13 protein-coding genes are annotated in these 12,938 nt (G+C 67.3%); 11 read left to right on the top strand and 2 right to left on the bottom strand.

The genetic code is table 11. The annotated features are described in order from the left end of the window. Position 1: 1 nt before the first annotated feature. Positions 2 to 907 (bottom strand): LysR family transcriptional regulator, encoded by a 906-nt coding sequence (locus tag AC1PPK_RS05780; RefSeq protein ID WP_481116885.1) that lies wholly within the window; start codon positions 905 to 907, stop codon positions 2 to 4. Between the two features lie 101 nt (positions 908 to 1,008). Here AC1PPK_RS05780 and AC1PPK_RS05775 point away from each other — a divergent pair, with 101 nt between their 5' ends. Continuing rightward, positions 1,009 to 2,124 (top strand): alkene reductase, encoded by a 1,116-nt coding sequence (locus AC1PPK_RS05775; protein ID WP_481116884.1) that lies wholly within the window; start codon positions 1,009 to 1,011, stop codon positions 2,122 to 2,124. Further along, positions 2,121 to 3,137, top strand: a complete 1,017-nt coding sequence (locus AC1PPK_RS05770) for a zinc-binding alcohol dehydrogenase family protein (protein ID WP_481116883.1) — start codon at positions 2,121 to 2,123, stop codon at positions 3,135 to 3,137. Before AC1PPK_RS05775 ends, AC1PPK_RS05770 begins: the two co-directional genes overlap by 4 nt. A gap of 16 nt (positions 3,138 to 3,153) precedes the next feature. Here the strand turns inward: AC1PPK_RS05770 and AC1PPK_RS05765 are convergent, their stop codons facing one another. Beyond that, on the bottom strand, positions 3,154 to 7,065 hold the full coding sequence (locus tag AC1PPK_RS05765) for a CheR family methyltransferase (protein WP_481116882.1): 3,912 nt from the start codon (positions 7,063 to 7,065) through the stop codon (positions 3,154 to 3,156). 197 nt (positions 7,066 to 7,262) lie between these two features. Between AC1PPK_RS05765 and AC1PPK_RS05760 the strand changes: the two genes are divergently transcribed. The 9 genes from AC1PPK_RS05760 to pncC all read left to right on the top strand — a co-directional run bounded on the left by AC1PPK_RS05760 (position 7,263) and on the right by pncC (position 12,795). Next, positions 7,263 to 7,397, top strand: a complete 135-nt coding sequence (locus AC1PPK_RS05760; RefSeq protein ID WP_481116881.1) for a hypothetical protein — start codon at positions 7,263 to 7,265, stop codon at positions 7,395 to 7,397. Positions 7,398 to 7,490: 93 nt separating this feature from the next. Then, positions 7,491 to 7,925, top strand: a complete 435-nt coding sequence (locus AC1PPK_RS05755; RefSeq protein WP_481116880.1) for a CBS domain-containing protein — start codon at positions 7,491 to 7,493, stop codon at positions 7,923 to 7,925. Positions 7,926 to 8,142: 217 nt separating this feature from the next. Then, positions 8,143 to 8,754 carry a riboflavin synthase gene (locus AC1PPK_RS05750; RefSeq protein ID WP_481116879.1) on the top strand — a complete coding sequence of 204 codons (612 nt, stop codon included), beginning with the start codon at positions 8,143 to 8,145 and terminating at the stop codon, positions 8,752 to 8,754. Continuing rightward, positions 8,751 to 9,851 (top strand): bifunctional 3,4-dihydroxy-2-butanone-4-phosphate synthase/GTP cyclohydrolase II, encoded by a 1,101-nt coding sequence (ribBA, locus tag AC1PPK_RS05745; protein WP_481116878.1) that lies wholly within the window; start codon positions 8,751 to 8,753, stop codon positions 9,849 to 9,851. Before AC1PPK_RS05750 ends, ribBA begins: the two co-directional genes overlap by 4 nt. A gap of 36 nt (positions 9,852 to 9,887) precedes the next feature. After that, entirely contained in the window at positions 9,888 to 10,358 is a 471-nt protein-coding gene (ribH, locus tag AC1PPK_RS05740; RefSeq protein ID WP_481116877.1) for a 6,7-dimethyl-8-ribityllumazine synthase, read from the top strand. Beyond that, positions 10,355 to 10,834 (top strand): transcription antitermination factor NusB, encoded by a 480-nt coding sequence (nusB, locus tag AC1PPK_RS05735; protein ID WP_481116876.1) that lies wholly within the window; start codon positions 10,355 to 10,357, stop codon positions 10,832 to 10,834. The genes ribH and nusB overlap by 4 nt, the downstream gene beginning before the upstream one ends. A 31-nt stretch (positions 10,835 to 10,865) precedes the next feature. Then, the gene (gene thiL / locus AC1PPK_RS05730; RefSeq protein WP_481116875.1) at positions 10,866 to 11,834 is read left to right on the top strand and encodes a thiamine-phosphate kinase; all 969 of its coding nucleotides are present in this window, start codon (positions 10,866 to 10,868) and stop codon (positions 11,832 to 11,834) included. Continuing rightward, on the top strand, positions 11,831 to 12,310 hold the full coding sequence (locus AC1PPK_RS05725) for a phosphatidylglycerophosphatase A family protein (protein ID WP_481116874.1): 480 nt from the start codon (positions 11,831 to 11,833) through the stop codon (positions 12,308 to 12,310). Before thiL ends, AC1PPK_RS05725 begins: the two co-directional genes overlap by 4 nt. Then, a complete protein-coding gene (gene pncC / locus AC1PPK_RS05720) occupies positions 12,310 to 12,795 on the top strand; it encodes a nicotinamide-nucleotide amidase (RefSeq protein ID WP_481116873.1) in 486 nt (161 codons plus the stop codon). Before AC1PPK_RS05725 ends, pncC begins: the two co-directional genes overlap by 1 nt. Positions 12,796 to 12,938 lie beyond the last annotated feature (143 nt).

Below are 12,938 nucleotides of genomic sequence, written 5' to 3'. Positions count from 1 at the left end.
CTCACGGCGCAGCCGGCACCGCACCGCGGAAGGCTTCCTCCAGATAGCCCAGCAAGGCCTTGATGCGCGCCGGCTGATAGCGCCGGCTCGGATAGGCCACGTACAGCGGCGAAGGCTCGCCGCGGGCGTCGGGGAAGAGTTCTACCAAGCGGCCTGCAGCGAGGTCGTCCTCCACATCCAGGCGCGACTTGTAGGCGATGCCGTGGCCCTGCACGGCCCACTGGCGCACCAGCGCGCCGTCGTCGGCGGCGCGGTCGCCGCGCACTTCGATCTCCCTCTGCTGGCCTTGGTGGAACAGGCTCCAGCGGTCGAACAGCTCCCCATTGCGGTAGAAGCAGATGCAGTTGCGACCGACCAGCTCCTCGATGGTGGACGGCCTGCCGTGGCGGGCCAGGTAGGCCGGCGCGGCGACCAGCACACGGCAATTGTCGGCGAGCTTGCGGCCGATGAGGCTGGAGTCCGCCGACAGGCCGTAGCGCAGCACCAGGTCCACCGGGTGGCGGTAAAGGTCTGTGAGGCTGTCGGACAGGTGCATCACCAGCCGGACCTGCGGGTGGCGCAGGCGGAAGACGTCGAGCAGCGCGTCGAGGCGGCCGCGCCCCAGGTCGGACGAGGCGCCCAGGTGGATGTCGCCGCTGAGTTGCTCGCGCCCTTCGCGCAGGGCGGCGAGACCTTCTTCGAGGAGTTGCTGGGACTGGCTGCAGTAGGCGAGGAAGTTCTCGCCGGCCTGGGTGAGGCGTAGCGAGCGGGTGGAGCGCTCGAAGAGCTGACTATCCACGCGCTGTTCCAGGCGCTTGATGGCGGCGCTGGCGGCGGCAGCACTGAGGCCGAGGGCCCGCCCGGCGGCGCTGATGTTGCCCAGTTCGCTGACGCGGATGAAGAGCTGAACGTCGGCCAGATGAATCATTTTCAAACCTCGTTTGAGAATGCATCAAATCCTAGCCCAATTATCAAACGGCAGGCCCTTGCCTAGACTGGCTCCGTCTCCACCTCCTTCAGACCTTCATCATGAACTCTCCCCTCTTCCAGCCCTTCTCCCTCGGCACCCTGACGCTGCCCAACCGCGTCGTGATGCCGCCACTGACCCGCGCCCGCGCCGGCCAGCCCGGCAACGTACCGACCGCGATGAACGCCGAGTACTACGCCCAGCGCGCTTCGGCCGGGCTGATCATCGCCGAGGCTACCGATATTTCGGCAGACGCCAAGGGCTATTCGCTGACGCCGGGCGTGCACAGCGCCGAGCAGATCGCCGGCTGGCGCCTCGTCACCGACGCCGTGCATGCGGCAGGCGGGCGCATCTTCCTGCAGATCTGGCACTGCGGCCGCATGTCCCACCCGAACCTGCGCGGCGGCACGACGCCGGTGGCGCCGTCGGCGGTCGCCTTCCCGGGCCAGATCTGGCTGGCCGGGCCGGATGGCAAGGGCGGCATGGTGGATTGCCCGGTGCCCCGTGCCCTCGAACGGGCCGAGATCGCGCCCATCGTCGCATCCTTCCGCCAGGCGGCGCTGAACGCCATCGAGGCCGGCTTCGACGGCGTCGAGATCCACGCCGCCAACAGCTACCTGATCGACCAGTTCCTGCGCACCACCTCCAACCACCGCGACGACGACTATGGTGGTAGCCGGGAGAATCGCCTGCGCTTCCTGCGCGAGGTGGTCGATGCGGTGATCGGCGCGATCGGCGCCGAACGTACCGGCGTGCGCCTGTCGCCGCGCAACCAGGCGCGCGGCATGGACTGCCCCGACAGTCTGCCGACCGCCCTCGCCGCGGCGGCCTTGCTGGCCGAGCGCGGGGTGGCCTACCTGCACACCAACGAGCCGGAAGAGCCCGAACCCAACCCGGCGGCGGAAGCCTTCCATGCCGAGCTGCGCGCGGCCTTTCCGCGCCCGATCATCGTCGCTGGCGGCTACACGCTGGCCCGCGCCGAGGCGGTGCTGGCCAAGGGGCACGCCGACCTGGTGGCCTTCGGCCGGCCCTTCATCGCCAACCCGGATCTGCCGGCCCGCCTGCAGCACGGATGGCCCCTCAACACCGCGGACGCCACCACCTTCTTCGGCGGCAACGCCCACGGCTACACCAGCTATCCCTTCCACGCCGCGATCACCGAGGAGAGCCCCGCATGAAAGCCATCGGTTACCGGCACCCCGGCCCCATCGAGCGGGACGACGCGCTGATCGACATCGAACTGCCGCGCCCACAGCCCACCGGCCACGACCTGCTGGTGGAGGTACAGGCGATCTCGGTAAATCCCGTCGATACCAAGGTGCGCCGCAGCGCAGCGCCAGCGGACGGGGAATACAAGGTGCTCGGCTACGATGCGGTCGGCGTGGTGCGCGAGGTGGGGCCGGAGGTCAGCCTGTTCCGCCCCGGCGACGCGGTGTGGTACGCCGGCGCCATCGACCGCGCCGGCAGCAACGCAGAATTCCAGCTGGTGGACGAGCGCCTGGTTGGGCACAAGCCGGAAACCCTGTCGGCGGCCGACGCGGCGGCCCTGCCGTTGACCGGCATCACCGCCTGGGAGCTGCTCTTCGACCGCCTGCAGGTGCCGCTGGCCGGCAGCGGCCGGCCGAGCACGCTGTTGATCGTCGGTGCGGCGGGCGGGGTCGGATCGGTGCTGATCCAGCTGGCCCGCCAGCGCACCGACCTGACGGTGGTGGCGACGGCGTCCCGCCCCGAAACCCGCGCCTGGGTCACGAGCCTCGGCGCGCACCACGTCATCGACCACCACCAGCCCTTCGCGGCACAACTGGCGGCGCTGAACCTGCCACCGGTGGACCAGGCGATCAGCCTGACCCACACCGACACCCACTTCCCGCAGTTGGTGGAGGTATTGGCGCCCCAGGGCAAGCTGGCACTGATCGACGATCCGGAGCCGATCGACGTGCGCCTGCTCAAGCGCAAGAGCCTGAGCCTGCACTGGGAGCTGATGTTCACCCGCAGCCTGTTCCACACGCCGGACATGGTGGCCCAGCACCGCCTGCTCGACGCACTGGCCGGGCTGGTGGACCAGGGCGCCGTACGCAGCACTGCGCAGTTGCATCTGGGCACCATCAACGCCGCCAACCTGCGCAAGGCCCACGCCCTGCTGGAGAGCGGCACGGCCCTCGGCAAGGTGGTGCTGGAGGGTTTCGCCTGAGGCGTGCCGGCGGCGGCTAGCGCCGCCGCAGCCAGCGCAGGATGGTCGAAAACAGGCGGTCCGGATCGACCGGCTTGGACAGGAAATCATCCATGCCGGCAGCCATGCACTGGGCGCGGTCTTCGGCAAAGGCATTGGCCGTCATCGCGATGATCGGCACCTGGCTGTAGGCCGGCAGCGCGCGGATCCGGCGAGTCGCTTCGAGGCCATCCATCTCTGGCATCTGCATGTCCATCAGGATCAGGTCGAAGGGCGAGCCGGCCGCCATGTCCACCGCCACGGCGCCATTACCGGCAACGGCCACATCCAGGCCGGCATCAAACAGGAACAGCTTGGCGACCTCCTGGTTCACCGGTTCGTCCTCCACCAGCAGAACCTGCGCACCGGCGTACTCCTTCTGCAGCACGCTCTCCGCGCAATCGCGGTCATCCTGATCCGGCAGCGCCTGCTGGACGGAACGCCCGGCCCCCAACCAAGCGGTGAACCAGAAGGTGCTGCCCTTCCCGACATCGCTCGTCACGCCGGCCTCGCCGCCCATCAGTTCGGCTAGCCGGCGGGTGATCGCCAGCCCGAGGCCGGTACCGCCGTATTTGCGGGTGGTGGAAGCGTCCCCCTGCTCGAAGGGGCGGAACAGCTTGGGCAGGACCTCCCGCGGGATGCCGATGCCGGTGTCGCTCACTTCGGCGCGCACGCGCAGCGCATCGCCCTGGCGCTCGTCGATGCGCAGACTGAGGGTGATGGCGCCCGACTCGGTGAACTTGACCGCATTGCTGGCCAGATTCAACAGCGCCTGCGTGAAGCGCGTCGAATCACCGCGCACCAGGCAGGGCACGCTCTCCGTGTCCACAACGAGGCACAGGCCCTTGGCAGTGCTGCGGTCGTGGATCATCGAGGCAACGTTGGCGGCCACCCCGTCCAGCGCGAACTCCCCTTCCTCGAGGATGAACTTCTCAGCCTCGATCTTGGACAGGTCGAGGATGTCGTTGATTACACCGAGCAGGTGCTGGGCGGCGCCGTCGATCTTGCCGAGCTGTTCGGCCTGGGTCGGGCTGGCGCCGTCCCGCTGCATGATGCGCGCCATGCCGAGCACCGCGTTGAGCGGCGTGCGGATCTCGTGGCTCATGTTGGCGAGGAAAGCGCTCTTGGCCCGATTGGCGGACTCGGCGGCCTCCTTGGCCTGCAGCAGTTCGCGGGTGCGCGCCTCCACGAGGCTTTCCAGGTTCTGGCGGTGGCGCAGCAACTCGTGTTCGGCGCGCTTGCGTTCGGTAATGTCGGTGGAGATGCCGATGTAGCTGCCCACCCGGCCCGCATCGTCGCACACCGGTTGTCCGATGGACAGCAACCAGCGGGACGGCGGGTCGCCCGGCAGATTGACGCGCCATTCCACTTCGAAACGCTCACCCCGGGCGCGCGCTCCCGTCACGACGGACTCCAGCCGGGCCCGGTCCACGGGGTGCACGAGCTGTAGCCAGGCATCGTAGGAAGGGGTGATGGCCTGGGGCTCCAGACCGTACAGCGCCCATAGTTCGTCGGACCAGAAGTTGTTGTTGCTGTCCACGAACCATTCCCACGATCCGGCCCGGGCCGCATCGAGGGCCAAGCGCAGGCGGCGCTCGCTGGCTTTGAGAAGCTCCTCGGCCAGGCTGCGCTCGGTGACATCCGAAACGGTGGCGAGCACGTGATCGACGCCATCGATGTTGAGGCTGCCGAGGCTGAGCTCGATGGCGAACTCGCTACCGTCCTTGCGGCAACCACGGAGGTTGCGTCGGGACATCAGGGCCTGGGCCTGCGCGGGGCTGTGGTGATAAAGCTCGCGCTGGAGGCCGTGGCCTTTCCGCTGGGCTTCCGGCACCAGCATGTCGACCTGCTGGCCGACCAATTCGTCTTCCGCATAGCCGAACATCTGCGCGATGGAGGGATTGACGAGCACCATCTCCCCGTCGGGCTTGACCACCAGCAAGCCTTCGACGCTGGAATCCCAGACCTGGCGGAAACGGGCCTCGCTATGAGCCCGGGCATCCTCGGCGCGGCGCAGGTCGGAAATGTCGGTGAATGTCAGCACGGCGCCTGCCGTGCCGCCAGCATCGTCGAGGTAGGGATCGACCTGGATCAGATAATGCAGGTCGCGCTGCTGCACGTGCTCGACCCGCGAGCCCCAGCCCGCCACCACACCACTCACCCACTGCCGCAGTAGCGGCAGGTCGAGATGGCAGGGCACGCCGTACAGGAACTGGCCGATGTCATCGGGCAACAGGCCGAAGATGCGTCCGGCCAGTGCATTGAAGCGGGTCACCCGCCCATCCCGATCCACCACGACCAAGCTGGAGCGGATGGAGTCCTGGATGTTGGCAAGGGTGGTGTTGAGCTGCACGTATTCGAGGGACTTCAGGCGCAGTGCCTCGTTGAGCGTAGTGAGCTCCTCATTGGAGGCCTGCAGCTCTTCGTTGGAGGCCTGCAGCTCCTCGCTGGCGGCCTGGATCTCCTCGTTGAGGGCTTGCAATTCCTCGTTGGAGCTTTCCAGCTCCTCGATGACCGCCTGCAGGTGTTCCCGGGTGTCGGCCAGTTCCTGGCGCAGGCGGGCAATCTCGTCCACCGCTTCGGCAGCCGCCAGCCCTTCTCCCGCGGCATCCACCGGCGGCATCGGCTTGACCGTGGTTTCCTCGAAGCTGATCAGCACAGCCCCCGATGGCGCCCCATCCGGCCCAGCCACCCGCCGCAGTACCGGACGCACCTTCAGGGTTTCGTCACCGATGCGCACCTGGGCACCCATGCCGCGCAACACGTCGGCAGCATCCTGGCGCATGCGCACGCCCAGGGCCTTGAGCTCACCGCGCAATTCCGGCAGCACCAGCGCAAACACAGAGAAGTCGGCACTGGCCACCGGCAGCGCGAAGTAGCGCCGCGACGCACCAAAGAAATGCAGGGGTTCGAAATGGGCATCCACCAGCACCCCCGGCGGGCCATAGGCTTCCGCCACCAGATCCCGCGCCTGTTCGGCCAGCACGTCCCGTTGCAGCCGGGCGTGCTGGCGCGGCGCCACGCGGGTAAAGCGCTCAGGCAAGCCATAGCGGAAGCCGGGCACGTGCTCCGTGCCGGTGGAGGTGCGGCGTCGATACAGTTTGCCGGCGGCATCGACGGGCTCGAACAGAGCTTGTGCGGAGCCAACGGATTCGGCCTTGCCGAGAAACAACAGCCCGTCCGGGTTGAGGGCGAAGTGGAAGCTGCTGATCAGCTCGGCCTGCTGCTCGGGCTTGAAATAGATCAACACGTTGCGGCAGCTGACCAGATCCATGCGAATGAAGGGCGGATGGCCGGTGAGGTCGTGCAGCGAGAAGACGCACAGTTCCCGCAGGGCCTTGCCGACCCGCCAACCTTCCCCGTCAGCAACGAACCAGCGGGCCAGGCGTTCGGCCCCCAGGCCTTCCAGTTCGGCGGCATCATAACGGCCGGCTCGGGCGAACTCGAGGGCCTCCTGGTCGATGTCGGTAGCGAAGATACGAACCTGACGCGGCACCGAGTGCTCGTGGACGGTCTCGGCCAGCAGCATCGCGACGGAATACGCTTCCTCGCCCGTCGCACAGGCCGGCACCCAGGCCCGCAGCGGCAAGCCGGCTGGCTGTCGGGCGACAAGTTCATGCAGGCTGTGCGCCAGTTCGCCGAACACCTCGGCATCGCGGAAGAAAGACGACACGGACACCATACAACCCTGCAGCAGACGGGTCAGTTCCTCCGTGTACGTTTGCGCGTAGGCCAGGTAGTCCACAAAGGTGTTCAAGCCCAGCATCCGGCAACGCCGCACGGCATGGCGGTGCAAGCCGCCTTCCTTATAACGCTCGAGGTCCACGCCGGTTTGCCGGGAGGCCAGTTCGAGCAGGGCACGGTAGGCTTCCGCCTCCCCCTGAGAGGATGGTTCGGGACTGCTTGTCATTGTTCTTGCATTGCCCGTCGTATACGCATCGGAGTCCGGACGGCTACACGCCATCCACCACCGGATGATGGTATGCCTAAGTACGGGCCCGTACCACGCTACCCAACACAGGTATGGCGGTACTTTTTCGCAGCTTGCGAAAGTGCCCCGAACGTTCCATGATTAATCATCGAATCCCTCCACGAGGAGCAGCCCCCATGACCCGCTCCGTCGCCCTACTCCTCGCACTGGCCCTGGGATGCATCTCCGCAGCGCAGGCCTGCAGCACCTCCAGCGGCAAGCACACCAAGCCTGACATCAGCAAACCGGCCCAGCCTCCGGCAGGAGCCTGACCCGCATTCCGAATTCCCGGCTGGGCGCCCATGCACCCCGCCTTCGCGCTTTCCTGTCCGCATCTTCAACACACACCTATAAAGGAGACAACGATGCCGAATAGAACCCTGCGTGACGTCATCAATGGCCAGTCCATCACCTGCGCCATCGCCGAAACCAGCGTCCGTGCCGCGGCAGTCGCCATGGCCAATGCCAAGGTCGGCGCGATTCTGGTGGTAGACGACGAAGGCCTGCTGACCGGCCTGTTCACCGAACGCGACGTGCTCAACCGGGTGGTGGCCAGGGGCCTCGACCCGGACAAGACACCCCTCGCCGACGTGATGTCGGTGAACCTGCAGACCGCCAGCCCGGACAAGCTGCTCGACCACGCGCTGCACATGATGTTCGAGGGCGGTTTCCGCCACGTACCGGTAGTCGACAACGGCCGGCCGGTCGGGATGGTGTCGGCGCGCAATGCGCTGGGCCGCGAAATCTGCCAGTTCGAGGAGGAACTGAAGGAACGCGACCACATCGCCGAAATTCTTTAAGACCCTGACGATCAGGCCCTGCCAGGGATTGGCGCCCCTGGCAGGGCCTGTTCTTGTCGGGCCCCACGCCCTGCAGACGCGCAGTCGAACAGAGTTTCGGGACGAATGAAGCGTTGTCCGCGGATGGAAACCGGACACTTCGCCGTCCGCACAAAGCGCCAGCCCCGCGCGGAAATCGCCTAGAATCGCGTTTTCCCCTTTCCAAGTCCCCAATCCCATGTTCTCCGGAATCGTTGCCGCTACCGGCCGCATCCTGAGCGTGTCGCCCCTTGAAGACGGCGTACGTCTCGCCGTGGACGTCGGCACCCTCGACCTGGACGACGTCCAGCTCGGCGACAGCATCGCCAACAACGGCGTGTGCCTCACGGTGATTGCCCGCGAAGGCAAGACCGTCCACTTCGACGTGTCCCGCGAAACTCTAAACTGCACGGTCGGCCTCGCCGAGCCCGGTGAAGTGAACCTTGAGAAGGCCCTGCGCCTGGCCGACCGCCTCGGCGGCCACCTGGTCACCGGCCACGTGGATGGCATCGGCGAAGTGGTCAAGTTCGCACCGATCGGCGAAAGCCACGAACTGGTCATCCGCGCCCCGGCCACGCTCGCCGGCTACATCGCCAAAAAGGGCTCGGTGACGATCGACGGCGTGAGCCTGACGGTCAATCGCGTCGAAGGCCGCGAGTTCTCGATCAACCTGATCCCCCATACCGTGCAGGTCACCACCCTCAAGCGCCTCGCCGCCGGCAGCACCGTGAACCTGGAGATCGACCTCATCGCCCGCTACGTGGAGCGCATGCAGGCTTGGCGCAACAGCGACGAAGGAGCCTCCGCATGAGCGCACTGGCCCCGATCCAGGACATCATCGCCGACATCAAGGCCGGCAAGATGGTCATCCTCGTGGACGAGGAAGACCGTGAGAACGAAGGCGACATCGTCATCGCCGCCGAGTACATCACGCCGGAAGCCATCAACTTCATGGCCAAGCATGCGCGCGGCCTGATCTGCCTGACGCTGACCGAAGCGCGCTGCCGCCAGCTAGGCATCAACCACATGGCGCGGGACAACCGCAGCCAGTTCAGCACCGCCTTCACGGTGTCGATCGAGGCCGCCGAGGGCGTCACCACCGGTATCTCCGCCGCCGACCGGGCGCGCACCGTGCAGGCCGCCGTGGCCCGCCACGCCAAGCCCAGCGACATCGTGCAGCCGGGCCACATCTTCCCGATCATGGCCAAGCCGGGCGGCGTGCTGATCCGCGCCGGCCACACCGAAGCCGGCTGCGACCTGGCCGCCATCGCCGGGCTGGAACCGGCATCGGTGATCTGCGAGATCATGAACGACGACGGCACGATGGCCCGCCTACCCGAGCTGATCGAGTTCGCCCAGGAACACGGCCTGAAGATCGGCGCAATCCGCGATCTCATCGAATACCGCGCGCGCACCGAGAAGCTGGTCGAGAAGGTCAGCGAGAAGACCGTAGGCACCGCCCACGGCCCCTTCCGCCTGTGCGCCTTCGAGGACAAGACCTCCGGTGACGTCCACCTGGCGATGGTGTACGGCGACATCACTGCGGACGTCGAAACCCTCGTCCGCGTTCATGAGCCGGTGTCGGTGCTGGACTTCCTCGACACCTCCAGCGGCCGCCACAGCTTCCCGGTGGACGCCGCCCTCAAGCGCATCACCGAGCACGGCAACGGCGTGATGGTGCTGCTGTACCGCCCACAGAGCGGCCAGGAGCTGCTCGCCCAGCTGTCCGGCGATCCCGCCGCCGCCAAGCCGGCCCAGAAGTGGGATCCGCGCCTGTTCGGCATCGGCGCCCAGATCCTGCGCGAGCTCAAGGTCGGCAAGATGAAGCTGTTGGCCAGCCCGCGCAAGATCCCGAGCATGGCCGGTTTCGGCCTGACCGTCGTCGGCCACGTCGCGCCCGAAGCCTGAGCCACCGGCCCACGAATCCTCCTTTCAGGTAAACCCATGCCCCGTTACGACAACATCCCCGAAATCGCCCCGAACCTCGACGGTCAGGGCCTCCGCGTCGGCATCGTCATGTGCCGCTTCAACATCGACGTCTGCGAAGGCCTGCTGTCTTCCTGCACCGCCGAGTTGCTGCGCCTCGGCGTCGCCCCCGACGCGATCACCATTGCCACCGTGCCCGGCGCCCTCGAAGCCCCGCTGACCCTGCAGGTCATGGCCAAGAGCGGTCGCTACGACGCACTGGTGGCCCTCGGCGCGGTGATCCGCGGCGAGACCTACCACTTCGAGCTGGTCTCCAACGAGCAGGGCGCCGGCATCACCAGCGTCACCCTGGACACCGGCGTGCCCATCGCCAACGGCATTCTCACCACCGAGGACGATGACCAGGCCCTGGCCCGCATGCAGGTGAAGGGTGCCGACTGCGCCCAGGCCGCTGTCGAGATGGCCCGGCTGCTGAAGGCACTGGCATGAGCACGCCGAACAAGTCTCCCCGCCGCCGCGCCCGCGAATTCGCGCTGCAGGGCATCTACCAGTGGCTGCTGAGCCAGTCCTCGCTGACTTCCATTGAAAGTCAGATGGGCGAAGTGGGCGGTTTCGACAAGTGCGATCGCGACCTCTTCCTCGGCCTGCTTCGCGGCACCATTGGCAATGCGCCGGACCTGCAGGTGGCCTTTGCTCCCTATATCGAGCGTCCCCTCAACGAGCTGTCGCCGATCGAGCGCGGCATCCTGCTGATGGCCACCTTCGAGCTGGTGCATCGCCCGGAAACGCCGTACCGCGTGATCATCAACGAGGCCATCGAGCTGGCCAAGGGTTACGGCGGCACCGACGGCCACAAGTTCGTCAATGGGGTGCTCGACAAGCTCGCTGCCCGCGTGCGGGCCGACGAGGTGGAAGCCAACGCCCAGCAGCGTCGCGCCCCCCGCAACAACGGCAATTCGAACTGATCCGGCCCCGCCGCCGGACAGTCCCTGCGCGATGCCCTCCGAATTCGCCCTGATCCGCCGGCACTTCACGCGTCCCGCCCGCCACACCGACCTGGCGGTGGGCGACGACGCGGCGCTGGTCCGACCCCGGGCCGGCATGCAGCTGGCCATCTCCACCGACATGCTGGTGGCCGGCACGCATTTCTTCGCCGACACCGATCCGGAAGACCTGGGCTGGAAGACCCTCGCGGTGAACGTCTCCGACATCGCCGCGATGGGCGCCGAACCACGCTGGGTAGTCCTTGCGGCCAGCCTGCCGAACGCCGACGAAGCATGGATAGAAGCCTTCGCACGGGGCTTCTTCGCCTGCTGCGAGGCCTTCGGCATCGACGCGATCGGCGGCGATACCACGCGCGGCCCCCTTAACCTGTGCCCAACCATTTTTGGTGAGGTGCCCACCGGCACCGCCATCACCCGCTCCGGCGCCCGCCCCGGCGACGACCTGTGGGTGTCCGGCGCACCGGGACGTGCAGCCCTCGGCCTCGCCGACCTGCGCGGCGAGATCCGCCTGGCCAAGGCCTACCGCGACGACTGCCTGGCGGCCCTGCAACGGCCGCAGCCGCGGGTCGCCCTCGGCCTGGCCCTGCGCGGGCTCGCCAGCGCAATGCTGGACGTCTCCGACGGCCTCTTCGGCGACCTGAACCACATTCTCGAACTGTCCCGCGTCGGCGCCGAGATCGACGAGGCCAGGCTACCCCTCAGCATGCTGACCGACGCCTGCGGCGACGCAGCGCGGGCCTTCACCGCCTGTAGCGCCGGCGGTGACGACTACGAACTGCTGTTCACCGCGCCGGCCGACCGCCGTGGCGGCATCGAGGCTATCTCGCAGAGTCTGGAGTTGCCACTGCACTGCATCGGCCGCATCACGGCGCAGACAGAACAACTCTCGCTACGCACTCGCGACGGCCAGTTGCGACTGGCGCGGGCCAGCGGCTACGACCACTTCGGCCGCAGCGCATGAAGCCCACGCCGCGCTTCCTGGTTTCCGATCCGGCCCATTTCGTGGCCCTCGGATTCGGCTCCGGCCTGGCACCGAAGGCTCCCGGCACCTTCGGCACGCTGGCCGGGTGGGCGCTGTTCCCCTTCGTGTCGGCGCCGCTGTCCGACCCGATGTTCGCCGCGCTGCTGGTGGCCTGTTTCCTGTTCGGCGTGCTGGCCTGCGAACGCACCGGCCGGGCCCTCGGCGTGGCCGACCACGGCAGCATCGTATGGGACGAGATCGTCGCGATCTGGCTGGTGCTGTGGCTGACCCCGACCACGCTGGCCTGGCAGGCCGCCGCCTTCGTGACCTTCCGCTTTTTCGACATCGTCAAACCGCCACCGATCCGCTGGGTGGACGAACGCACCCGTGGCGGCTTCGGCGTGATGCTCGACGACCTGCTGGCCGCCGGCTATTCCCTGCTGGTGCTGGCCATCCTGATGAGAATCACCGGCTGATGGACGCTCAACTGGAAACCCTGTCCCGCCTCGTCGGCGAGCATCTGCAGGCCAAGGGCTGGCGGCTCGCCAGCGCCGAATCGTGCACCGGCGGCTGGGTCGCCGAAGTGGTCACCGCCACGGCCGGTAGTTCGGCCTGGTTCGACTGCGGCTTCATCACCTACTCCAACGACGCCAAGTGCGCACTGCTCGGCGTCTCGCCGATGACGCTGGCGCGTTACGGCGCGGTCAGCGAACAAACCACCGCGGCAATGGCCAGCGGCACGCTGGAACGCGCCGAGGCCGACCTGGCCCTGTCAATCTCGGGCATCGCCGGCCCCACTGGCGGCTCCCCGGAAAAACCCGTCGGCACCGTCTGCTTCGGCTGGATCCGCAGCGGCGAGGCGGCCCAGACCGCCACCTGCCACTTCGACGGCGACCGGGAGGCTGTGCGCCGCCAGGCCGTCGTCTTTGCCCTCGAAGAACTGCTCCGCCGCTACCGCTGAAGATCTCTGACGCCGGCGCGCGCGGCATCAAGAAAAGTCGCCTGGCATGCTGATTGCAATAATGCTCAGCAATTTCGCTGGACGCCCGCCAATGACTGTATAAAATACCAGCATCGCCACATACCTCGTGGCGAAAATTTGCT

This window comes from Zoogloea sp. JDB1, assembly GCF_056724025.1.
Note: the sequence above shows the minus strand (reverse complement) of the source record. Positions and strands in the feature narration are given on the sequence as shown.

Bases quoted from the DNA above. Each gene is read 5' to 3' on its own strand.
- AC1PPK_RS05775 (WP_481116884.1), top strand. From the start codon at position 1,009: ATGAACTCTCCCCTCTTCCAGCCCTTCTCCCTCGGCACCCTGACGCTG.
- AC1PPK_RS05770 (WP_481116883.1), top strand. From the start codon at position 2,121: ATGAAAGCCATCGGTTACCGGCACCCCGGCCCCATCGAGCGGGACGAC.
- AC1PPK_RS05725 (WP_481116874.1), top strand. From the start codon at position 11,831: ATGAAGCCCACGCCGCGCTTCCTGGTTTCCGATCCGGCCCATTTCGTG.
- AC1PPK_RS05755 (WP_481116880.1), top strand. From the start codon at position 7,491: ATGCCGAATAGAACCCTGCGTGACGTCATCAATGGCCAGTCCATCACC.
- AC1PPK_RS05750 (WP_481116879.1), top strand. From the start codon at position 8,143: ATGTTCTCCGGAATCGTTGCCGCTACCGGCCGCATCCTGAGCGTGTCG.
- nusB (WP_481116876.1), top strand. From the start codon at position 10,355: ATGAGCACGCCGAACAAGTCTCCCCGCCGCCGCGCCCGCGAATTCGCG.
- AC1PPK_RS05780 (WP_481116885.1), bottom strand. From the start codon at position 907: ATGATTCATCTGGCCGACGTTCAGCTCTTCATCCGCGTCAGCGAACTG.
- AC1PPK_RS05760 (WP_481116881.1), top strand. From the start codon at position 7,263: ATGACCCGCTCCGTCGCCCTACTCCTCGCACTGGCCCTGGGATGCATC.
- thiL (WP_481116875.1), top strand. From the start codon at position 10,866: ATGCCCTCCGAATTCGCCCTGATCCGCCGGCACTTCACGCGTCCCGCC.
- pncC (WP_481116873.1), top strand. From the start codon at position 12,310: ATGGACGCTCAACTGGAAACCCTGTCCCGCCTCGTCGGCGAGCATCTG.
- ribBA (WP_481116878.1), top strand. From the start codon at position 8,751: ATGAGCGCACTGGCCCCGATCCAGGACATCATCGCCGACATCAAGGCC.
- AC1PPK_RS05765 (WP_481116882.1), bottom strand. From the start codon at position 7,065: ATGACAAGCAGTCCCGAACCATCCTCTCAGGGGGAGGCGGAAGCCTAC.
- ribH (WP_481116877.1), top strand. From the start codon at position 9,888: ATGCCCCGTTACGACAACATCCCCGAAATCGCCCCGAACCTCGACGGT.